At 65.5% G+C, this 21,563-nt stretch carries 23 protein-coding genes; 17 read left to right on the top strand and 6 right to left on the bottom strand.

Features of this window, described 5'->3' with window-relative positions; genetic code table 11:
• Positions 1-11: 11 nt before the first annotated feature.
• The gene (locus DL238_RS10510; RefSeq protein WP_115492216.1) at positions 12-794 is read right to left on the bottom strand and encodes a ComF family protein; all 783 of its coding nucleotides are present in this window, start codon (positions 792-794) and stop codon (positions 12-14) included.
• Between the two features lie 42 nt (positions 795-836).
• Here DL238_RS10510 and DL238_RS10505 point away from each other — a divergent pair, with 42 nt between their 5' ends.
• Entirely contained in the window at positions 837-1,592 is a 756-nt protein-coding gene (locus DL238_RS10505; protein WP_181883887.1) for a hypothetical protein, read from the top strand.
• Here DL238_RS10505 and ppdK read toward each other — a convergent pair.
• From ppdK to DL238_RS10490, 3 genes are all read right to left on the bottom strand, one after another.
• Entirely contained in the window at positions 1,589-4,258 is a 2,670-nt protein-coding gene (ppdK, locus tag DL238_RS10500) for a pyruvate, phosphate dikinase (RefSeq protein ID WP_115492215.1), read from the bottom strand. The two genes, DL238_RS10505 and ppdK, sit on opposite strands and share 4 nt — an antisense overlap.
• Before the next feature lie 163 nt (positions 4,259-4,421).
• A complete protein-coding gene (gene glyS / locus DL238_RS10495; protein WP_115492214.1) occupies positions 4,422-6,824 on the bottom strand; it encodes a glycine--tRNA ligase subunit beta in 2,403 nt (800 codons plus the stop codon).
• Positions 6,825-6,942: 118 nt separating this feature from the next.
• Positions 6,943-7,842: a glycine--tRNA ligase subunit alpha gene (locus DL238_RS10490; RefSeq protein ID WP_115492872.1), complete on the bottom strand. Its 900-nt coding sequence runs from the start codon at positions 7,840-7,842 to the stop codon at positions 6,943-6,945.
• Positions 7,843-8,039: 197 nt separating this feature from the next.
• On the opposite strand from DL238_RS10490, the gene DL238_RS10485 reads away from it, so the two are divergent.
• The 16 genes from DL238_RS10485 to DL238_RS10415 all read left to right on the top strand — a co-directional run bounded on the left by DL238_RS10485 (position 8,040) and on the right by DL238_RS10415 (position 19,053).
• Positions 8,040-8,363 carry a UrcA family protein gene (locus tag DL238_RS10485; protein WP_147291012.1) on the top strand — a complete coding sequence of 108 codons (324 nt, stop codon included), beginning with the start codon at positions 8,040-8,042 and terminating at the stop codon, positions 8,361-8,363.
• Between the two features lie 86 nt (positions 8,364-8,449).
• Entirely contained in the window at positions 8,450-8,578 is a 129-nt protein-coding gene (locus tag DL238_RS16510; RefSeq protein WP_267897137.1) for a hypothetical protein, read from the top strand.
• The gene (locus DL238_RS10480) at positions 8,578-8,964 is read left to right on the top strand and encodes a hypothetical protein (protein ID WP_115492212.1); all 387 of its coding nucleotides are present in this window, start codon (positions 8,578-8,580) and stop codon (positions 8,962-8,964) included. Before DL238_RS16510 ends, DL238_RS10480 begins: the two co-directional genes overlap by 1 nt.
• Before the next feature lie 301 nt (positions 8,965-9,265).
• Positions 9,266-9,736 (top strand): hypothetical protein, encoded by a 471-nt coding sequence (locus tag DL238_RS10475; RefSeq protein ID WP_115492211.1) that lies wholly within the window; start codon positions 9,266-9,268, stop codon positions 9,734-9,736.
• A gap of 94 nt (positions 9,737-9,830) precedes the next feature.
• Complete coding sequence (locus tag DL238_RS10470) at positions 9,831-10,025, top strand: helix-turn-helix transcriptional regulator (RefSeq protein WP_115492210.1); 195 nt, start codon at positions 9,831-9,833, stop codon at positions 10,023-10,025.
• Complete coding sequence (locus DL238_RS10465) at positions 10,012-10,437, top strand: hypothetical protein (protein ID WP_115492209.1); 426 nt, start codon at positions 10,012-10,014, stop codon at positions 10,435-10,437. The genes DL238_RS10470 and DL238_RS10465 overlap by 14 nt, the downstream gene beginning before the upstream one ends.
• Before the next feature lie 56 nt (positions 10,438-10,493).
• Positions 10,494-11,435 carry a TraB/GumN family protein gene (locus DL238_RS10460; protein WP_115492208.1) on the top strand — a complete coding sequence of 314 codons (942 nt, stop codon included), beginning with the start codon at positions 10,494-10,496 and terminating at the stop codon, positions 11,433-11,435.
• A 5-nt stretch (positions 11,436-11,440) separates the two neighbouring features.
• Positions 11,441-12,349 (top strand): TraB/GumN family protein, encoded by a 909-nt coding sequence (locus tag DL238_RS10455; RefSeq protein WP_234031041.1) that lies wholly within the window; start codon positions 11,441-11,443, stop codon positions 12,347-12,349.
• Positions 12,350-12,477: 128 nt separating this feature from the next.
• The gene (locus tag DL238_RS10450; protein WP_115492207.1) at positions 12,478-13,155 is read left to right on the top strand and encodes a 50S ribosomal protein L25/general stress protein Ctc; all 678 of its coding nucleotides are present in this window, start codon (positions 12,478-12,480) and stop codon (positions 13,153-13,155) included.
• Positions 13,156-13,365: 210 nt separating this feature from the next.
• Positions 13,366-13,935, top strand: a complete 570-nt coding sequence (gene pth, locus DL238_RS10445) for an aminoacyl-tRNA hydrolase (protein WP_115492206.1) — start codon at positions 13,366-13,368, stop codon at positions 13,933-13,935.
• Between the two features lie 82 nt (positions 13,936-14,017).
• A complete protein-coding gene (locus DL238_RS10440; protein WP_115492205.1) occupies positions 14,018-14,620 on the top strand; it encodes a CPBP family intramembrane glutamic endopeptidase in 603 nt (200 codons plus the stop codon).
• A 34-nt stretch (positions 14,621-14,654) separates the two neighbouring features.
• A complete protein-coding gene (locus DL238_RS10435) occupies positions 14,655-15,653 on the top strand; it encodes an SDR family oxidoreductase (protein ID WP_115492204.1) in 999 nt (332 codons plus the stop codon).
• Between the two features lie 151 nt (positions 15,654-15,804).
• Positions 15,805-16,905: a redox-regulated ATPase YchF gene (ychF, locus tag DL238_RS10430; RefSeq protein ID WP_115492203.1), complete on the top strand. Its 1,101-nt coding sequence runs from the start codon at positions 15,805-15,807 to the stop codon at positions 16,903-16,905.
• Positions 16,906-16,975: 70 nt separating this feature from the next.
• Positions 16,976-17,779: a DUF1206 domain-containing protein gene (locus tag DL238_RS10425; protein WP_115492202.1), complete on the top strand. Its 804-nt coding sequence runs from the start codon at positions 16,976-16,978 to the stop codon at positions 17,777-17,779.
• 31 nt (positions 17,780-17,810) lie between these two features.
• A complete protein-coding gene (locus tag DL238_RS10420; protein WP_115492201.1) occupies positions 17,811-18,548 on the top strand; it encodes a MauE/DoxX family redox-associated membrane protein in 738 nt (245 codons plus the stop codon).
• A 19-nt stretch (positions 18,549-18,567) separates the two neighbouring features.
• Positions 18,568-19,053, top strand: a complete 486-nt coding sequence (locus DL238_RS10415; RefSeq protein WP_115492200.1) for a MaoC family dehydratase — start codon at positions 18,568-18,570, stop codon at positions 19,051-19,053.
• Between the two features lie 4 nt (positions 19,054-19,057).
• Here DL238_RS10415 and DL238_RS10410 read toward each other — a convergent pair whose 3' ends face one another.
• Positions 19,058-19,579 carry a hypothetical protein gene (locus DL238_RS10410; protein ID WP_115492199.1) on the bottom strand — a complete coding sequence of 174 codons (522 nt, stop codon included), beginning with the start codon at positions 19,577-19,579 and terminating at the stop codon, positions 19,058-19,060.
• A complete protein-coding gene (gene mutL, locus DL238_RS10405) occupies positions 19,579-21,438 on the bottom strand; it encodes a DNA mismatch repair endonuclease MutL (protein WP_115492198.1) in 1,860 nt (619 codons plus the stop codon). The genes DL238_RS10410 and mutL overlap by 1 nt, the downstream gene beginning before the upstream one ends.
• Between the last annotated feature and the right edge of the window lie 125 nt (positions 21,439-21,563).

Genomic DNA, 21,563 nt, shown 5'->3' with positions numbered 1-21,563 from the left:
TGAAAATTTCGTCACGCGGCGCCCGGGACCATATTGGTCTCGGGCGTTTCGCGTTTCAGGGCCGAGGCATCCATGACCCTGGCGAAACACGCGATATGAACGCTGCGGGCACCGGCCCCTAGCAAGGCACCGGTGCATGCGGCGTTCGTCGCGCCGCTGGTCAGCACGTCGTCGACCAGGACGACATCTTTCCCCGCGATCGATCCTTCGCGATGGCGATTGGCAATGATCGCGCCCCGAAGCTCTCGGGCGCGCGCCGCCTTCCCGAGCCCGCCGAGCGTCGAGGTTGCACGCGTCCGGCTGAGCGCGTCGACGGCCACCACCCGCCCGGATTCGCGGGCCAGGGCTTGGGCGAGGAGCGCAGCCTGGTTGTAGCCGCGCAGCCAAAGGCGGGTGCGGTGGAGCGGCACCGGCACCAGAACCGCTTCGCCGGTCCCCTCCGGCAGCCGCGCCGCGATCAGCCGCGCCATCAGCGTGGCAAGGCCGATGCGGCCGCCATGTTTGAACCGCAGGACGATCTGCCGTGCCGGCTCGGTATAGAGAACCGCAGCGCTGACGCCCGAATGCGAGGGCGCGTGTGCGAGGCAGGCGCCGCATTGCTCGCCGTCCCATCGCCCCGACAGGGGGATCTGGCAACGCGAGCAGGCAGGTTGCCCCGGAAACTCAAGCATTGCCCAGCAATCCGCGCACAGGCCGGGTCCCGCCGCGATCCCCTCTCCGCAGACGGGGCAGCGCGGCGGATAGACGAAGTCGATCAGCGGTGCGAGCGCGCGCGGAAGGGTACCGGAGGCCATCGCACTCTATGCTGCCCCCCTCCCCTTATGTAGGCAAGCGCGATGGCCGAACGTACCATCCCCAGCATCTTCAGTCGCGAGCGCCGCGTGGCGCGCGCATACCGGCACACCGCGCTTTCGACGCTCGACCCGGCCGAGCAGTTCTTGCGCGCGCAGGCGGCGGAAGATGTGCTCGAGCGGCTCGATTTCATGCGCTTCGAAGCGTGCGAGGCGCTGGTCGTGGGCGACGGGCCGGGCCTCCTGCGCGATTCGCTGGCGCAGCGGGGTTTCGCGGTCTCGCATGGCGATCCCGGCAGTCTCGACGAGGAGGCGCCGCATGGGGGCGGCGCATTCGGCCTCATCGTCAGCCTCTTCACGCTCGATACGCTCAACGACCTGCCCGGCGCGCTGCTCCATTATCGCAATGCGTTGAGCGCGAGCGGGCTGTTCATTGCCCAGTTCACCGGCGCGGGCAGCCTGCCGGCCCTGCGTCGCATCATGCAGGCGGCGGATGGCGAGACGCAGCATGCCCGCATCCACCCGCAGGTCGACCGGCCCGCCGCCAGCGGGCTGATGAGCCGCGCCGGTTTCGCCAAGCACGTGGTCGACAGCCACACGCTGACCGTCCGCTATTCCGCCCTCGACCGGCTCGTCGGCGATCTGCGGGCGCAGGGCCTCGGCAGCGTGCTTGCCGATGCGCCCCCTGCGCTCACCCGCTCGGGGCTGGACCGCGCGCGGACCGCATTCGACGCGCTGCGCGAGGATGACGGCAAGGTCAGCGAGACCTTCGAGATCCTCAGCCTGACGGGCTGGCGCTAGGCCTTCCGTAATGCCGCCTGCGCGGCGGAAAGCCGCGCGATCGGCACGCGGAAGGGTGAGGCGCTGACATAGTCGAGCCCCACCTTCTCGCAGAAGCCGATGCTGGCGGGATCGCCGCCGTGCTCGCCGCAAATCCCGAGCTTGATGTCGCCGCGCGTCGCGCGCCCGCGCTCGGCCGCGATTTCGACCAGCTGGCCCACGCCATCAATATCGAGGCTGACGAACGGGTCGCGGGCGAAGATGCCGCGGTCGACATAAGCGCCCAGAAAGCGCCCCGCATCGTCGCGGCTGAGGCCGAGCGTGGTCTGCGTCAGGTCGTTGGTGCCGAAGCTGAAGAAGCGCGCTTCCTCCGCGATTTCGCCCGCCATCAGCGCGGCGCGCGGCAGTTCGATCATCGTGCCGACCAGATACTCGACCCGGGTGCCCTTCTCCGCGAAGACCTCTTCGGCCACCCGGTCGACCAGCGCGCGCAGGATCTCCAGCTCGCGCTTGGTCGCGACCAGCGGGATCATCACTTCGGGCAGCGGCGCCTTGCCGCTCTTTTCCTTCACCGCGCACACCGCTTCGAAGATCGCGCGCGCCTGCATCTCGTAGATTTCGGGATAGGTAATGCCGAGGCGGCAGCCGCGATGGCCGAGCATCGGGTTGAATTCGTGCAGTTCGGCCACGCGGCGCTTCAGCCGCTCTTCATCCATGCCCGTCGCCTGCGCCAGATCGGCGAAGTCGCCATCGTCGGACGGGAGGAACTCGTGCAGCGGCGGATCGAGCAGGCGGATCGTACACGGCAGGCCCGCCATCACTTCGAAGATCGCCTCGAAATCGCTGCGCTGTTCGGGCAGCAGTTTGGCGAGCGCGGCGCGGCGGCCATCCTCGCGCTCGGCGAGGATCATCTCGCGCACCGCCATGATCCGGTCGGCGTCGAAGAACATATGCTCGGTCCGGCACAACCCGATGCCTTCCGCGCCGAAGCTGCGCGCGGTCTTGCAATCCTCGGGCGTTTCGGCGTTGGTCCGCACGCCCATCCGGCGGGCTTCGTCGGCCCATTCCATGACCTTGGCGAAATCGCCCGCAAGCTCGGGCTCGATCGTGTCGACCTGGCCGCGCATGACCTGCCCGTTGCCGCCGTCGAGCGTGATGACATCGCCCTCCGCCAATTCGGCCTGGCCGATCCGCAGGGTCCGCGCCTTGCGGTCGATCGAGACGCCGCTCGCGCCCGAAACGCAGGGGCGCCCCATGCCGCGCGCGACCACTGCCGCGTGGCTCGTCATCCCGCCGCGCGCGGTCAGGATGCCCTTGGCGGCGTGCATGCCGTGGATGTCTTCAGGCGAGGTTTCCACGCGCACGAGGATCACCGCATCGCCGCGATTGGCCCACAGTTCGGCGGTGTCCGCGTCGAGCGCGATCTTCCCGCTTGCCGCACCGGGAGAGGCCGGCAGGCCGGTGGCCAGAATATCGCGCGGGGCTTCGGGGTCGAGCGTGGGGTGAAGCAGCTGGTCCAATGCCATCGGGTCGATCCGCAATACCGCCGTCTTGCGGTCGATCAGGCCTTCGCCTTCCATCTCCACCGCCATCTTGAGCGCGGCCTTGGCGGTGCGCTTGCCGGTGCGGGTCTGGAGCAGGAACAGCTGGCCCTGCTGCACCGTGAACTCGATATCCTGCATGTCCTTGTAGTGCTTTTCGAGCAGGTCGAACACGCGGGCGAGCTCGGCATAGGCATCGGGCATGGCCTCTTCCATGCTCGGCTTGTCGGCACCGGCTTCCTCGCGCCGCGCCTTGGTGAGGTATTGCGGCGTGCGGATGCCCGCCACCACATCCTCACCCTGCGCGTTCACCAGCCATTCGCCGTAATAGTACTTCTCGCCGGTCGAGGGGTCGCGGGTGAAGGCGACGCCGGTGGCGCTGGTGTCGCCCATGTTGCCGAACACCATCGCCTGCACGTTCACCGCGGTGCCGAGGTCGTGGGGAATGTCGTTCAACCGGCGGTAGATCTTCGCCCGCTCGCTGTCCCAGCTGTCGAACACCGCCTCGATGGCGCCCCAGAGCTGCGTCTGCACATCCTGCGGGAACGGCTTGTCCTGCTCGCGCTCGACGATCTTCTGGTATTCGCCGACCAGCGCTTCCCAGTGCTGCGCCTCCATCTCGGTATCCGAGTAGAAGCCGTGATCCTCGCGCATGATCTCCAGCGCTTCCTCGAACAGCCCGTGATCGATGCCGAGCACGACGTCCGAATACATCTGGATGAAGCGGCGGTACGAATCCCATGCAAAGCGCGCGTCGCCGCTGGTTTCGGCGAGGCCCTTCACCGTCTCGTCGTTGAGGCCGAGGTTGAGGACCGTGTCCATCATCCCGGGCATCGAGATCGCCGCGCCCGAGCGGACCGAGACGAGCAGCGGGTCCGCCGCATCGCCCAGCTTCTTGCCGACCGTCGCCTCGACATGGGCGACACCCTGCGCCACCGCGTCGCGCAGGGTGTCCGAGAATTCGTGCGCGCCGTCGAGATAGGCAAGGCACTCTTCGGTTGTGATCGTGAAGCCCGGAGGCACCGGCAGGCCGATGCTCGCCATTTCGGCCAGGTTCGCGCCCTTGCCGCCAGCGAACTTCTTGTCCTTCTGGCGCGGGTCCGAATGGTCCGCGTCGCCGCCGAAGTGGTAGACTGTCTGGGTCATGCCGATGCGCTATTCCTTGTCGATCACTGCTGCTTATGCTGACACTTCATGGTTACGGGGGTGACACGTGTCACCCAAGTGTCACCCTGAGCAAAGCCTTGTGTTCAAACGACAATCCGGCCTCAGGGTGACAGATCGCGTCTTTTTCACTCTTTTTTATTCCCTAACCCTCGATCTTCGAGAAATCCGCGACATTGTGCACTGCGTCACGGAAGCGGGCAAGCAGGCCGAGGCGCGCGGAGCGCTTGGCGGCGTCTTCGTCATTCACCGTCACACTGTGAAAGAACGCGTCGATCGGCGCACGCAAGCTGGCAAGCGCGGCCATCGCGCCTTCGAAGTCTTCGCCTTCGATGGCGGTGGTGGCCTTGGGGCCCGCCACGTCGAGCGCATCGATCAGGTCCTTTTCGGCCGGTTCGGGCGTGTAGGACAGCGAATTCGCGCTCTTGCGGCCCTCTTCGAGCTGCGCGGCGACGATTTCCTTCATGTCCGGATCGTCGACCAGCACGAGCGGGTCTTCCTCGCCGGTATGGGGGGCATCGTCGACGCCCTGCCAGTCTTCCTTCTTGAGGATATTCGCCGCGCGCTTGTACCCCGCGAGGAGGTTCCGACCGTCCTCTGTATCCATGAAGCTCTGGAGCGCATGGACGCGGGCGAGCAGGCGGACGAGATCGTCCTCGCCACCGAGCGCGAACACCGCGTCGATCAGGTCGTGACGGACGCCTGCCTCGCGCTGCTGGACCTTGAGGCGATCGGCGAAGAAGTCGAGGACTGCTGAGAGTGTGGGTCTTACTCTCTCAAGTACGATCCGTTGCTTAGCTTCGTCTGATAGGGCGGTGGCTAGAACACGTTCACGAGCAGAAGAGATTAGATGTTCTTGATCGCTCAAGCCAACTTCCTCAAGTGCTGCCACTAATTCATTTACGGGCTTGGCCAATTCGCGCCCAATCAACCTGCCAAGATATGCCATGGCTAGAACAATTGGCTGCGAAAGATCGAACCTTAGTCGGTTGGTTTCGATTATCGCTATAAGACCCAGCGCTGCTCGACGTAGCGCAAATGGATCTTTGGAGCCAGACGGAGGCATCATCTCGTAAAAGAAGCCTACGATCGTATCCAGCTTGTCCGCCAGACTCACCGCCACCGTCACCGGAGCAGTCGGCACCTCGTCGCCCTGCCCGACCGGCTTGTAGTGATCGCGGATCGCGTCGGCGACGGCATCGGGCAGGCCCTCGGCGCGGGCGTAGTAGCCGCCCATCAGCCCCTGCAGCTCGGGGAATTCGCCGACCATCTCGGTGACGAGATCGGCCTTGCACAGCCGCGCGGCCTGTTCGGCCATGTCGGCCAGTTCCGAAACCGTTCGTGCTGAGCTTGTCGAAGTGCGGACGGTTTCGCCCCCTCGCCCTTCGACAGGCTCAGGACGAGCGGAAGTGGGCTGAACAATCCCTTCTTCCACCAGCCAGCGAGCCAGCTTGGCGACCCGCTCGACCTTGTCGGCGACGGTGCCGAGCTTCTCGTGGAAAGTGATGCGCGCCAGTCCCTCGGCATGCTGCGCGAGGGTTTTCTTCTGGTCGACCTCCCAGAAGAAGCGCGCGTCGGACAGCCGCGCGGCGAGCACCTTGCGGTTGCCGTCGACGATGGCCGCGCCGCCGTCCGCCGCCTCGATATTGGCGGTGCAGATGAAGGCGTTGGCGAGCGTGCCTTGCGCGTCCTCGCACACGAAATACTTCTGGTTGACCCGCGCGGTGAGCTGGATCGTCTCAGGCGGGACGGTGAGGAAATCCTCCTCGAACCGGCCGAGCAGCGGGATCGGCCATTCGGTGAGGCCCGCATTCTCGACCACCAGCCCCTCGTCCTCGACCAGGCTCAGCCCCGCTTCGGTCGAAACCTGCGCGGCGCCTGTGCGGATCAAAGCGGCGCGTTCCTCGTGATCGACGATCACATGCGCGGCGCGCAGCTTGACCGCGTAGTCGTCCGCATCGCCGATGGTGATGTCGCCCGAGTCGTGGAACCGGTGCCCCAGCGTGACCGCGCCCGAGGTAACGCCATGCACCTCGCACTCGACCACCTCGTCGCCCAGCAGCGCGACGATGCCGGACAGAGGTCGCACCCAGCGCATGCTCTCGGTCGAGATCGATGCCGCGCCCCAGCGCATCGACTTGGGCCAGGCGAAATCGCGGATGATGGCCGGGATTGCCTCGGCCAGCACATCGCGCACCGCCCTGCCCGGCGTGTCGATCACCGCGAAGTACGTCTCGCGGCCCTTCACTTCGCGCACTTCCAGCTGGTCGCGCGTGACATTGTTCTTGCGGCAGAAGCCGTCGACCGCCTGATCGGGCGCGCCCACAGGAGGCCCCTTGGCTTCCTCGCTGACGGCCTGCGTCTCGGTCGGCAGCCCGCGCGCGATCAGCGCGAGGCGGCGCGGGGTCGACCAGACGGTGACCTCGTCCATCGCGACGCCCGCCGCGTCCATTTCGCGGCGGAACAGCTTTTCCAGTTCGGCGCGCGCCCCCGCCTGCATTCGAGCGGGGATTTCTTCGGAGCGCAGTTCGAGGAGGAAATCGGTCATGCCCGACCTCCCTTCGTCGCCCCTGCGCAGGCAGGGGCCCAACCGAGCGCTGTGGCGCGCGCTTCATGGGTCATCTGGACCCCCGCCTGCGCGGGGGTGACGGGATTGGGAATGGATCTCACAGCGACCACTCCGGGTATTTCTCGGCCCATTCGGGCGCTTTCAGCTCGGCGTATTTCTCGCAGGAGCCGCGCGCGAGGTCGCGGACGCGGCCCATGTAGCTCGCGCGCTCCTGCACCGAAATCACGCCGCGCGCCTGCAGCAGGTTGAAGATGTGGCTCGCTTCCACCGCCTGCTCGTAGGCGGCGATGGGGACATTGTTGGCGAGCGCGTTCTCGCACTCCTTCTCAGCCTTGGCGAAAAGGTCGAACAGCGCGTCGGTCTCGGCGACCTCGAAATTCCACTTCGACATCTGCTTCTCGTTTTCGAGAAACACGTCGCCGTAGCTCGTCCCCTGCCCGTTGAAGGAAAGGTCGTACACGTTATCGACGCCCTGGATGTACATTGCGAGGCGTTCGAGCCCGTAGGTCAGCTCGCCCGCGACCGGCTTGCAGTCGAACCCGCCCATCTGCTGGAAATAGGTGAACTGGGTGACTTCCATCCCGTCGCACCAGACTTCCCAGCCGAGCCCCCAGGCGCCCAGCGTGGGCGATTCCCAGTCGTCTTCCACGAAGCGGATATCGTGCTTGAGCGGATCGATCCCGATCACCCGCAGCGATTCCAGATAGAGATCCTGGATGTCGGCCGGGCTCGGCTTCAGGATGACCTGGTACTGGTAATAGTGCTGCAGCCGGTTCGGGTTCTCGCCGTAGCGGCCATCCGTGGGTCGGCGGCAGGGCTGCACGAAGGCGGCATTCCACGGTTCCGGCCCCAGCGCGCGCAAGGTGGTCGCGGTGTGGAACGTGCCCGCCCCCATCCGCATGTCGTAGGGTTGCAGAATCACGCATCCCTGCCCTGCCCAGAAATCGTGCAGGGCGAGAATCATGTCCTGAAAACTGTTCGTCGGGTCGCGTTCCATCAGGCGAAGGGCAATGGCGAAGGGCGTGCGCAGCGTCAACGGGGGCGCGCATTTCTGCCAAAAAGACAGGTCTGCAAAACATTTTGTCAGGAGTTGTTGACATGGACAGCGAATCGCGACATAAAGTCAGCACAACCTGACACAACGACAGGTTGAAACGACATCTGGACCCAATATCCAAGAATGGAGTGAATGACATGAACACCCGTAACGTAATCCTCGCCGCCGCTCTCGCCGCAATCGCCCTCCCCACTGCGGCCGTCGCCGCCGACCGTTCGGTCGATATCTCGGTCGCCGATCTCGACCTGTCGCAGGCCGCCGACCGCGCGGTGCTGGACACCCGCATCGATCGTGCCGTCCGCAAGGTGTGCGCTACCGGCACTAGGGGCGTGACCGCTCAGCACATCGAAGCCGAATGCCGCGCGCAGGTCGCCGGCAAGGCCGCGCAGCAGGCGGAACTCGCGATCGCCGACGCCCGTGAAACCCGCCTCGCGACGATTGCTCTCGATCCCGAGGCGTAAGGAGCGAGGATGTGGTGGTCGGGCAGGCCCTGCCCCAACAAGGCTCGCCCGACCGTTCCTCGACTTTACATGCCGGAGACAACAACATGCAAATCGAATTCGACCTCAGGAAACCGCCGTTGGGCAGGGCCGCGCTCGCCCTCGCGACGATCTTCCTCGCCGGCTACGGCGTGGGCAATATCGCCGCCAAGCTGTTACTCGCGGCCCCCTTCTGATGGCCGACAAGAGTACCCTCGTCCGGCGGCATACGGTCGCCAGCTGGCTGGCGCTGCTGGGTTTTGCAGCCTGGGTGGCGACGGATCTCCTGGGTGCACCGGAGCCCTTTGCGTTCGTGGGGCTCTTGGTCATGCTGCCGGCGATCATCGTCATGTTCGCGACCCGAAAAGCGGACGAATATGTCGCCTCGCTCTGGGCCGCCGGCGCAAATACGGCCTTCCTCCTCGGCGTTGCCTACCTCGTTTTCGCGCCTTTCGCGGTCGGTTTCTACAGCGGCTGGACCGGCAATGGAGAGGCGGCGAGTTTCCCTGCCGAACTTGCGAGCACCATCGTGCTCGGCGCGTTTCTCCTCGGCTATTTCATCAAGCGTTTCCGCGGTTTTTGAGCTACGATCGCCCATTTTCCGACCTCTTCGTCAAAGGAGACGAACATCATGACCCATCTTTCCAAATCCGCTTCTTCCAGCCCTCGCAGCCGCAAGAGCAATGCCATCTACATCGCGCTGATGTCGGCGTGGATCGTCCTGATGCTGCTCAACCACAGCTACTGAGCGGCGATGGTGACGCATATTCGCGCCGTTTCGCGTGCCCATGCACGATCGGACCCGGACCGAAACGGCCGCGCACCTCGACCTGCCGCAGCTGGCCGACCGCGAGCGGACTGGCTTCATATAGGGATAGTCGCTGATGCCTTATGATCCCCACGCCCTCACACCCGAGGGCCGGAACCTGCAGTTCGTCGTCATGTGGCTAGGCCTGGTCGCGACGATTATCTGCCTGGTCCAATACGTCTTTCTTCCCGACCTTCACTGGATGGCGATCGGCTATGGCGTGATCGTCGCCGGACTGATCAATGCGGGATTTTCGTATGGGTCGGACGACTATTTTCGCAGCCAGTGCCATGTCGGCATGCGCTGGAGCATCGTGCTCGTCGCGATCTATCTCTCGGTTCTCTTCATATTGAGCGTCTCCGACCTCGCCTACGTGGCCGGATATCGTGTGTCCGCCGGTGGCGCGCCCGACCGTATGCCCATGAACGCCGCCGGGTATGCCAATGACGCGACCCTGCTCGCCATGATCGTTTCCCTCGCCTTCTATGCCGGCTTCGCCTCCGCGATGCTGCGCGACAGGTTTGCCTTGGGAGGTGACAGGGAATGACCGAGGCAACCACCCTGATAGAGGTGCCAGGTTTTCGGGCGCCGGGACAGTCCCATTCGCCCCCCTTCAGCTTCGAAGCGCGGAGCGGGGTCGTATGAAAAACCGCCTCAAAGTCATGCGCGCCGAACGCGACTGGAGCCAGGCCGAACTGGCCGGACGGCTCGATGTCTCGCGCCAGGCGGTCAACGCGATCGAGACGGGCAAGCACGATCCCTCGCTCGGCCTCGCATTCAAGATTTCGCGCCTTTTCGAGGCGACGATTGAGGAGATTTTCCATGACGAGGACTGATCCCGAACCGACCGGAGAGGCACGGCTGAAAAAGCGCCGCAACCGCTTCTACCGCTACGTGGCGCTGGCCTTGCTCGGCAGCCTGATCGCCGGAATGGCCGGCGGCGTGATGGGAGGCCTTTACGAGGACGGCGAGGCACCCGTCTGGGTGCCTCTGCTCGCCTGCGCCATCCTGGCGATCGGCCTGATATGGTTCACGCGAGACTATTTCAAACGCGTCGACGAGCTCGATCTGATGGACAATCTCTGGGCGCATCTCTGCGGGGTGTATGGCGGCATGATCGTATTCGGCATCTGGTACTTTCTCGCCAATATCGGCCTGGTGCCCTTCCCCAGCGCGCTGGCTATCGTCTCCGTCATGATTTTCATCATCTGCGCCGTTTACGGTCTGCGCAAGCTCGGGCTGCGCTGACCACTGCGAACCATGTTCAACGCCCATTTTCGTTAGCAAATCGAGAGGACACCGATATGACCATTTCAGCCAAACCCCTTCTCACCGGTATCGCCACCGTCGCGCTGGCCATCGGATCGGGTGCCTGCGCCCAGACGCAGGCCACCCCCACCCCGGTCGCATCGACGCAGGTGCCTGCCGGGACGATGGAGATGGGCGGGCCTGCCCTGTGGCGGATCGCGGACGAGGACACGACGATCTACGTCTTCGGCACCGTCCACGTGCTGCCCGACGACGTCGAATGGTATACCGGCCCGGTCAAGACGGCGCTCGACGAGAGCGATACGCTGGTGACCGAGATCGACATGACGCCCGAAGCGATGACCGAAGTACCGGCGCTGGTGCAGCAGATCGCGATGCTGCCCGAAGGCACCACGGTGCGCAGCCTGATGGACGACGAAGAGCGTGCGACCTACGAAGCCACGCTCAACGACCTCGGCATTCCGGTCAATGCTCTCGACCAGCTCGATCCGTGGTTCGCGGCGCTCCAGCTTAGCAACGCCGCCTACGCCCTCGGCGGGTTCGACCAGAAAAACGGCACCGAGACCGTGCTCGAGCGCACCATCGGCGAGCGCATGGGGCGCGACGCGCTCGAAACCGTGGAGTCGCAGTTCGCGATCTTCGACGAGCTGCCGCAGGATGCGCAGGTGGACTACCTGATCCAGACCGCCGAGCAGATCGATGAGATCACCCCCTTCCTCCAGAAGATCGTCGCCGAATGGTCGGAAGGCGATGTGGAGCAGCTGGGCGAGCTGATGAACGAGGCGATGGAGGCCGATCCGGTCCTGGCAGAGCGCATGCTCTACGCCCGCAACGCGAACTGGGCCGTCTGGATCGACGAGCGGCTCGACAGCCCGGGCACGATCTTCATGGCGGTGGGTGCCGGGCACATGGCCGGCAACCAGAAACTGCAGGACAAGCTGGCCGAGCGCGGTATAGAAATGACCCGCGTCCAGTGAGCCGAATGATGTCGTTGCGCCCCGCCCTTCTCGCCTTCCTAGCCTGTCTGGTCGCTGCCTGCGGCCAGCCGGACGGGCGCGAGAATGGCGGCGCGGAAACCGCCAACCCGCTCTTGTGGGAAGTCGCCCGCGTCGATGGGGGCGACGATGCCGGGCAGGTCGAAGGATGGCTGCTCGGCACCATCCACGCCCTGCCCGACGACGTGAAGTGGCGCGGGGGCGCGGTCGATGACGTGGTCGCGCAGGCCGATGTTCTTGCGGTGGAGATCGCCGAGCTCGACGATGGCCATGCAATGGCGGCGGCGTTCCTTCCGCTCGCCACATCGGCCGGCCTGCCTCCGCTGACTGCGCGCGTGGCGCAGGATCAGCGCGCGCAGCTGACCGAGCTGGTCGACGACAGCAGCTATTCGCTGCGGGATTTCGCGCGCATCGAAAGCTGGGGCGCCGCGCTCATGCTCGCGCAGGCGGTGAGGACGCGGGCCGACCCCGCGAACGGCGTGGACCGCGCGCTGATCGAGGAATTCTCGGATCGCGAAGTGATCGAGCTGGAAGGCGCGAAGGCGCAGTTCGCGGCCTTCGATGGCCTGTCGCAGAATGCCCAGCGCACGATGCTGTCCTCGATCGTCGAGGAATCGCAGTCCGATCCGGACGTGCTCGCGCGGCCGATCGACCTCTATCTTGCCGGCGATGTCGCGGGGCTGGAGCGGCTGAGCCACGAAGGCATGCTCGCCGATCCCGAAATCCGCACCGCGCTGCTGACCCGGCGCAATGCCGAGTGGCTGGCGAAAATCGAGCCGCTTCTGCGGCGAGGGGAACGCCCGCTGATCGCGGTCGGTGCGGCGCACATGCTGGGCGAGGACGGTCTGGTCGCGCTGCTCGAGGCGCGCGGCTATCGCGTCACCCGCCTGAACTGACGCGGCACCGACGGCGCTTGCCAAACCGCGCTTTTGCCCCTAATGGGCCGCGCTTCGGCGCCATGTGCATCCCTGGAGGCGTGGCGGACCGGAACATTCTCAATTACGCATTCGAAAGGTAGCATACGATGAGCGACGCCATCACCCTGCCGGCCGAGACGCGCGACCGGGCTGGCAAGGGAGCCTCCCGGGCACTGCGTCGCGAAGGCCGTGTCCCCGCCGTGATTTACGGCGGCAAGGAAGAACCGACCACGATCCACATCGAGGAACGCCTGCTGCGGCGTCAGCTCGACACCGGCCACTTCATGAACTCGATCATCGAGATCGAAATCGGCGGCAAGAAGGTGCGCACCCTGCCCAAGGACGTTGCGCTGCACCCCGTCACCGACCGGCCCGAGCACGTGGACTTCTTCCGTCTTGCCAAGGGCGCCAAGGTGGACGTCGCCATCCCCGTGGTCTTCGCCGACGAAGAGGAATCGCCCGGCCTCAAGAAGGGCGGCGTGCTCAACGTGGTCCGTCACGAGCTGGAACTGGTCTGCGAAGCGGACAAGATCCCGTCCGAGATCGTGATCAGCGTCAAGGGCAAGGAAGTCGGCGACTCGATCCACATCAGCGAAGTCGACCTGCCCGAAGGCAGCACTTCGGCGATTACCGATCGCGACTTCACCATCGCCACCCTGGTGGCTCCGTCGGCGCTCAAGAAGGCCGAAGGCGCCGAGGGCGACGAGGAAGAAGTCACCGAAACCGAGGTCATCGAGCAGCATGCCGAGACCGTGGAAGGCGAGCCCGAGCAGACCGACGACTGATCGTCTGCCTCTCGTTCGAAGCAATCCGAAACGCCGGGCCTCGCATAGAGGTCCGGCGTTTTTTATGGTCCTCCCCTGGCGGGAGAGGGGTAGAGGGGCAGCCTCCCCACCTGGAACCGCTCAAGAAGTCGTTCGCGCCTAACCTGCCCCTCCACCACGGTGTGCATGGTCCCCCTCCCCGTTCGGGGGAGGATTTGCTAACGGCGCTGCATGCAAATCTGGACCGGCCTCGGCAATCCCGGACCGCGCTACGCGCTTCACCGGCACAATATCGGCTTCATGGCGTGCGACGTCATCGCCGAAGCGCACGATTTCGGCCCCGTGCAGAAGAAGTTCCAGGGCTGGGTCCAGGAAGGGCGGATCGGGCGCGAAAAGGTGCTGCTGCTCAAGCCCGCGACGTTCATGAACGAAAGCGGGCGCAGCGTTGCCGAGGCGCTGCGCTTCTACAAGCTGGAACCCGACGCGCTGACAGTCTTCCACGACGAGCTCGACCTCGCCCCCTTCAAGGTGAAGGTCCGCGTCGGCGGAGGACTCGCCGGGCACAACGGCCTTCGCAGCATCAACCAGCATCTCGGCCCCGATTTTCGCCGCGTGCGGATCGGCATCGGCCATCCCGGGCACAAGGACCGGGTCACGGGCCATGTGCTGGGCAATTACGCCAAGGCGGAGATGGACGATCTCGCCACCATGCTCGGCGCGATGGCGAGCGAGGCGGCGTGGCTGGCCGAGGGCGACGACGCGCGCTTCATGAACGATGTCGCGCTCCGGATGCAGGACTAGGGGGCATGGCAGGCACGTCGCCCTTGGCCTCAGCGGAGGACTGATCCGCGCGATGGAGCGATCGCCGAGAACCCAAAAGGCCATGCCGGGGCGCGCGGCGCTGCTCGGCCTGCTGACCCTGCAGGCGGTCGCCTTTACGGTGACCGGTCTCGTGCTGTGGCGGCTCTCGGGTCGCCCGAACGACGCCTTCGTTTCCTTCCACACCGACGAGATCGTGTCGGGCATCGCGCTGGCCGGGGTTCTGGTGGGCGTCGCCTACGCGGCGTTCAAAGGCCTGCCGCGCCTGTCGGAAAGGCTGGTCCGCGCGCAGGCGGACAACTTCGCCTTTCTCGAAAAGCCGCTGCCGTTGTGGGCCATCGTGATGGTCTCGCTGGGAGCCGGGATCGGCGAGGAGGCGCTGTTCCGCGCAGGAGTGCAAACGCTCGCGTCGGATTACGTCGGCGTGCCGCTCGCGATCGGGATCGCCTCCGCGCTCTTCGCCATCGTCCATCTCGCGAAGTCGCCCATCGCGATGATCATCTTCGCGATCGGGGTTCTCTTCGGCTATCTGTACTGGATCAGCGGCAGCCTGCTCACGGTGATGATCGCCCACGCGCTCTACGATGTCTTCGCCTTGTGGTACGTACAAAAGGAGATGCACCGTCTCGGCGTTTTCGCCCCTAAGGAAGGTGCAGACGAAAGTTGAGACCCGCACGCAGCTGCAAGCAAGGAGTTCGCCCATGCCCACCCTTTCCCGCCGCAGCCTGATGGCCGGAGCCGCCGCGACCGGCGCGCTTGCCGCGATGTCCGCCCGCGCTCAGACCGATGCGCTCTCGTCGACGCCCGACCTCACCGGCAAGAGCGTGCTGATCACGGGCTGTTCCTCGGGCTTTGGCCGCCTTGGCGCCGAACATTACGCACGACTGGGGGCAAAGGTCTTCGCCACCATGCGCGGCCTGCCCCGCCCCGAAGCGGAAGAGCTGAGCACCCTTGCCGCGGACGAAAACCTCGACATCACCGTGATCGAGATCGACGTGCTGTCCGACGAACAGGTCGTGGCGGGCGTCGCCGAGGCCGAGCGGCTTGCAGGCGGCGGGATCGATGTGCTGGTCAACAATGCCGGGATCGGCATTTCCGGACCCGTAGAGCTTCAGGACATGCAGGCGACGCAGCTGATCTTCGGTACCAACGTCATCGGCGCGCACCGCATGGCGCGGGCGGTCCTGCCCGGAATGCGCGCGAAGGGCGGCGGGCTGATCGTGCCGATCTCCAGCCAGCTCGGCCGGGTCATTGTCCCCTACTCGGGCCATTACTCGCCGACCAAATTCGCGCTCGAGGCGATGAGCGAGGCGATGGCCTACGAACTGGTGCCGCACAATATCGAGGTCGCGATCATCGAACCCGGCGGATATCCGACCGAAGTCTGGGTCAACCGCAATATCTACACCTCCGCGCTGAAGGATCGCGCGGCGGCGATCCACAAGGACGGCTATCCGCAAGTGGTTGCGAGCATGGGCGAAGAAGACGGCTCGGGCCGCAGCGCGGACCCGATGGATGTCCCGCGCGCGATCGCGCAGATCATCGCCATGCCCGGCGGCACCCGCCCGCTGCGCACCGAAGTCCACCCGGGCGCCAAGCCGCAGATGAAGATCAACGAGGTGACGGCTGCCACGCAGGTCGGATGGCTGGGCGGATCGGGCTACGGCCCGCTGATCAAGGCCGTGCACAACGTCGACTGACGGCCCCGCTCCCCAGTGATCCAGTGATGGCCCGCTTGTGCCGCATCGGCGAACATCGCACTAGGCACGGGCGGGCCTGAGCGTTAGGTGCGGGCCCATTCAATCACAGCATCGCGGGCCGCTGGCCCGCCTGTCCGGACCAAGGAAGATCATGGGTTTCAAATGCGGTATCGTCGGCCTGCCCAATGTCGGCAAGTCGACGCTGTTCAATGCACTGACGCAGACGCAGGCCGCGCAGGCCGCGAACTATCCCTTCTGCACGATCGAGCCCAATGTGGGCCAGGTCGCGGTGCCCGACGAGCGGCTGGAGAAGCTGGCCGCCATCAGCAAGAGCGCCAAGATCATTCACACCCAGCTCGCCTTCGTGGACATTGCGGGCCTCGTGAAGGGCGCCAGCAAGGGCGAAGGCCTCGGCAACCAGTTCCTCGCCAATATCCGCGAGGTCGATGCGATCGTCCATGTGCTGCGCTGTTTCGAGGATGACGACATCCAGCACGTGAACAACAAGGTCGATCCGATCGCCGACGCCGAAGTGGTCGAGACCGAGCTGATGCTGGCCGACCTCGAAAGCGTCGAGAAGCGGGTCGAGAATGCCAAGCGCCGTGCAACCAGCGGCGACAAGGAAGCCAAGGCGCTCGCCAGCATTCTCGGCCAGGCGCTCGAGTTTCTCAAGGACGGCAAGCCTGCGCGGCTTGTCGAACCGGGCGACGACGAGGAAGCGCGCCTGTTCGAACAGGCGCAGCTGCTGACCGCCAAGCCCGTGCTCTACGTGTGCAACGTGGCCGAGGAAGACGCGGCGCAGGGCAATGCGCTCTCGAAGCTGGTGGCCGAGAAGGCTGCCGCCGAAGGCGCGCAGTCGGTGGTCGTTTCCGCCGCGATCGAATCCGAACTGGTCGAGATGGAAGAGGCGGATCGCAGCGAGTACCTGAGCGAACTCGGGCTGGACGAAAGCGGTTTGGCAAAAATCATCCGCGCGGGATACGAGCTGCTCGGCCTGCAGACCTTCTTCACCGTCGGCCCGAAGGAAGCGCGCGCGTGGACCTTCCCCGCCGGGGCCAAGGCACCGCAGGCGGCGGGCGAGATCCACACCGATTTCGAACGCGGCTTCATCCGCGCCGAAACCATCGCCTACGAGGATTACATCGCGCTGGGCGGCGAAAGCGGCGCCAAGGATGCGGGCAAGCTGCGGCAGGAAGGCAAGGAATACCTCGTGCAGGACGGCGACGTGCTGATGTTCAAGTTCAACGTCTGAGGATTCTCGGCACCATAACGCCGCTGCTCCGTTGGGATTGGAAACAATTGCAAACAGGGGCAAACGCGCGATGGTCGACAAATCCGAGAAGTTTAACTGGCTGGTGCGCGTGGGCTATTTCAGCCGCGCGATCCTCTACACGGTCGTCGGTCTGATCGCGCTCACCAGCGCGGGACGCATTGCCGAAGGGACTGCGGGCATCTTCAAGGCGATCGAGAATTTCCCCGCCGGAACCGCGATCCTGTGGATCATGGTGCTCGGCCTGTTCGGCTATGCGCTGTTCCGCTTCTGCTCCCCGCTGTTCGACATCGAGAACGAAGGCTCGGACGCCAAGGGCTGGGGCAAGCGGATCGGCCATGCCGGTAGCGCGATCGGCCACCTCGCCCTCGCCTGGTCGGCGTTCAAGTTCGCGACCGATAGCGGTGGCGGGTCCGGCGGCGGTGCGCAGGAAGCGGCATCGGGCGTGCTCGGCGTCGAGTTCGGCGGCATCCTGCTCGGCATTCTCGGCCTCACTTTCTTCATCGCCGCGTTCAGCCAGGGCAAGAAGGGCCTCACCGGCAGCTTCATGAACCGGATCAGCCCGCAGGCGCCCGACGTTACCCGCTGGCTCGGCGGAGCGGGCTATACCGCGCGTGCGGTGGTGTTCGTGATCATCGGCTGGTCGCTGGTGAGCGCGGGCTTCATGTCGCAGGGCAGCGACCAGGTGAAAACCATCGGCGATGCGGTCGCCAGCCTGGCCGATGACGGCATCTGGTTCACGCTGGTCGCGATCGGCCTCCTCCTGTTCGGCCTCTTCAGCTTCATCCTCGCCCGCTACCGGATTATTCCGGAGCTGAGCTCGGGTGGCAAGGTGCCCAAGTTCCGGGCGGGTTGAACGATACCCCCAGGGGGTATATATTCCGCCTATGACGAAGACCGCCGAACTGCATCGCATGGTGATGGACAAGCACGTGTGCCCCTATGGCACCAAGTCCAGATGGCTGCTCGAGAATGCGGGTTACAAGGTCGAGGATCACCACCTCACCACCCGCGAGCAGACCGACGCCTTCAAGGAGAAACACGGGGTGAAGACCACCCCGCAGACCTTCATCGAGGGCAAGCGGATCGGCGGTTACGAGGAGCTGAGGAAGTTCCTCGGCAAATCGGTGAAGGAACCGGACGAAACCAGCTACCGCCCCGTCCTCGCGGTCTTCGCGGTGGCGGCGGCGCTGGCGGTTACGCTGAGCATCGGCCTGCTGGGCGCACCGACCATTCGCACCATCGAATGGTTTGTCGCCTTTTCGATGGCCATGCTCGCCATGCTGAAACTGCAGGATGTCGAGCAGTTCTCGACCATGTTCGTCGGCTACGACCAGCTGGGCCGTCGGTGGGTGCCTTACGCCTATGCCTATCCCTACCTCGAGGCGACGGCGGCGGTGCTGATGGCGGGGCGCATCCTGCCCTGGCTCTCGATCCCCATCGCGCTGTTCATCGGTACGGTCGGCGCGGTCAGCGTGTTCTACGCGGTCTATGTCCAGAAGCGCGAGATCAAGTGCGCCTGTGTCGGCGGGGGCAGCAACGTGCCGCTCGGTTTCGTCTCGCTGACCGAGAACCTCGCGATGATTGCCATGGGAATCTGGATGCTGCTACGCCCCGCGCTCTGAACGGCGAAGGGCGTAACGCATGCGATATTTCGAGGATCTGGAAGTCGGTACGAAGCAGGCTTTCGGGCATTACGAGGTCACCCGCGAGGAGGTGATCGAATTCGCCTCCAAATACGATCCCCAGCCCTTCCATCTCGACGATGATGCCGCCGCCAAAACCCATTTCGGCCGCATTGCCGCCAGCGGATGGCATACGTGTGCGATGACGATGAGCATGTTCGTCGAGCAGTTCCGGAAAGAGCAATCCGCCTCGCTCGGTTCGCCGGGGATCGACGAGCTGCGCTGGCTCAAGCCCGTCCATCCGGGCGATACCCTGCGCGTCGAAGCCGAGCTGATCGAGAAGCGGCAGAGCAGGACCAAGCCGCACATGGGCTTCACCAAGAGCCGTCAGACCGTGTTCAACCAGCATGGCGAACCGGTGCTGACCATGATTTCCAACGGGATCATGGCGGTGCGCGATCCGGAAGCCTCGCAGGGCGAGACCCCCGAACGATCACCGCACTAGCCGGTCAGCCGCCGCAGGCGAGCCTGCCGTCATGCTGTGCTACCTGCCGGTCGAACCCGTCTTCCACGCGCGCCGTCGCAGGCGCAGCCCAGTAGCCATCGCCCTGTTCGACGGCCGCTTCGTCGTACGCGACCTTGAGCACGTATTCGCGCCCGTCATATTTCTCACGCGTATCGAAGGGCCCCTCCCCGCTCCCCGCGTCGGCGGCGAGACGCTGGACGCTGCCCTCGTATTTCACGAAGGCGAGATCGCTGCCCAGGATTGCAAAGGGATCTTCCGCGTCGGTCGGATAGAACGAGCAGCCCGGCCCCGACAGGCGTTCGTCCGCCACGATATCGTCGTAGGTGATCGGCTGGAGCGCCAGCTCGATCGGTGGCGGAGTCTGCTGCGCCATCACCTGCGCCACCGCCTCCGCATCGGCGCGCTGCTGCGCCTCGCTGTCGGGTGCCTCGTTCGCACAACCCGTGACCGCCAGACCCGCCGCTATCAGCGCGAGCTTGCCGGCCATGTTCCCCCCGATACGCATCAATGTCTCCCGAACAGTTTTTCTACTTCTTCCATCGACAGCTTCACCCAGGTCGGGCGGCCGTGATTGCACTGGCCCGAGCGGGGCGTGCGCTCCATTTCGCGCAGCAACGCATTCATTTCCTCTACGCGGAGCGTTCTGCCCGCTCGCACCGAACCATGGCAAGCCATTGTTGCCAAGACGTATTCGAGCTTTTCGGTCAGGAGCAGCGAGCCTCCCCCGCCACCATTGGCGCCCTCGCCTTCCGACAGCACGCCATTGGTGGCGAGGTCGTCCGCAATGTCGCGCAGCAGCGCATGCGGATCGGCCTTGGGCAGCGCGTGCGGGATCGCGCGGACCAGCATCGCGCCGGGGCCGAAGCGCTCCACCGCGAGGCCCAGCTTGTCGAGATCGGGGGCGATCGCTTCGATCCGGTCGCATTCGGCTTCGGACAATTCGACCACTTCGGGCATGAGCAGCGCCTGGCTGCGCGCGGTCGCGGCGCCCGCATCGGCATTGCGCAGCCGTTCGAGCGTCAGGCGTTCATGCGCGGCGTGCTGGTCGACCAGCACCAGCCCGTCGGCCGCCTCGGCGACGATATAGGTGTTGGCGATCTGCCCGCGCGCGATGCCGAGCGGATAGTCGGGAGTGTTCTCCGGCAGCGGCTCGGCTTCGATCGCGCGGCCCGAGGGTAGCGCATCGGCGGGCGCACCCTCGCCCCAGTTCATGCGCGGCTCGTGGAGTGCGGAAGGTGCGCTCGGGCCTGCGAAACGGTCGAAGATGGAAGGGGACGGCGGCGCAACCGGTTCGGCCTGCCACTTCGCCATCGCACTGGCATCGGGCGCCTGCGCGCTGCGCTTGTCCCCGGTCGACAGCGCGGCGCGCAATCCGCCCACGATCATGCCGCGCACGCCCTGCGGGTCGCGAAAGCGCACTTCGCTCTTCGCCGGATGCACGTTCACGTCGACCTCCTCGGGCGGCAGGTCGAGGAACAGCGCGAGCACCGCGTGGCGATCGCGCGCGAGCATTTCGGCATAGGCACCGCGCACCGCGCCAACCAGCAGCCGGTCCTTCACCGGACGTCCGTTGACGAACAGGTACTGGTGGTCGGCCACGCCGCGGTTGTAGGTCGGCAGCCCGGCAATGCCGGTGAGGGCCATCTCGCCGCCCCCTTCGATCTGGCGGGCAAGCTCGATGGGTACCGAGTTGTCCTTCAGCTCGCGCGCGATCAGGCGCACGACCCGCTCGGGCAGCGCCTCGCCCCGCTGGAGCTGGAGGATGCGGCGGCCATTATTGGAAAAGGTGAAGCCGATATCGGGCCGCGCCATCGCGAGGCGGCGGACGATATCCTGGCATGCGGCATATTCGCTGCGCGGGGTGCGCAGGAACTTGCGCCGCGCAGGGACCTCGCGAAACACGTCCTCGATCCGCGCGCGGGTGCCCGGCGGGACGGCGGCGGGCTTGTCCTCCACCACGCGGCCATGGTCGACCACCTTGCGCCAGCCCTGCTCGCTGTCGTGGGGGCGGCTTTCGAGCGTGAAGCGCGCCACGCTCGCGATGCTGGGCAATGCCTCGCCCCGAAAGCCGAGCGTCGCGACATGTTCGAGCGCGTGCCCTTCCCCCACCAGATCCTCGGGCAGTTTCGAGGTCGCGTGCCGCTCCAGCGCGAGCGACAGCGCGGCCTCGTCCATCCCGCAGCCGTCGTCGACCACTTCGATCGAACCGATCCCGCCTTCCTCGAGGCTGACCGAGATGCGGGTCGCGCCCGCATCGATCGCATTTTCGAGCAATTCCTTGAGCGCGGCGGCCGGGCGTTCGATGACTTCGCCCGCGGCAATGCGGTTGATGAGCGCTTCGGGCAGTCGTCTGATGGTGGCCATCTGCGGGTTTGTAGCCGGGACGGTGGAAAAATTCGACGGACGCCGCGCACTTACGCCCGTTTTTTGCTTAAAGGCGTCGCGTTTTATGTTTCGGGGCGTTAAGGGCTGCGTTCTGGTGGACTCGC

Origin of the sequence: Alteriqipengyuania lutimaris, assembly GCF_003363135.1 — a bacterium.
In the GTDB taxonomy this organism is placed as follows: domain Bacteria; phylum Pseudomonadota; class Alphaproteobacteria; order Sphingomonadales; family Sphingomonadaceae; genus Alteriqipengyuania; species Alteriqipengyuania lutimaris.
The sequence above is the reverse complement of the archived record's forward strand: the minus strand, read 5'-3'. Positions and strand labels throughout refer to the sequence as shown.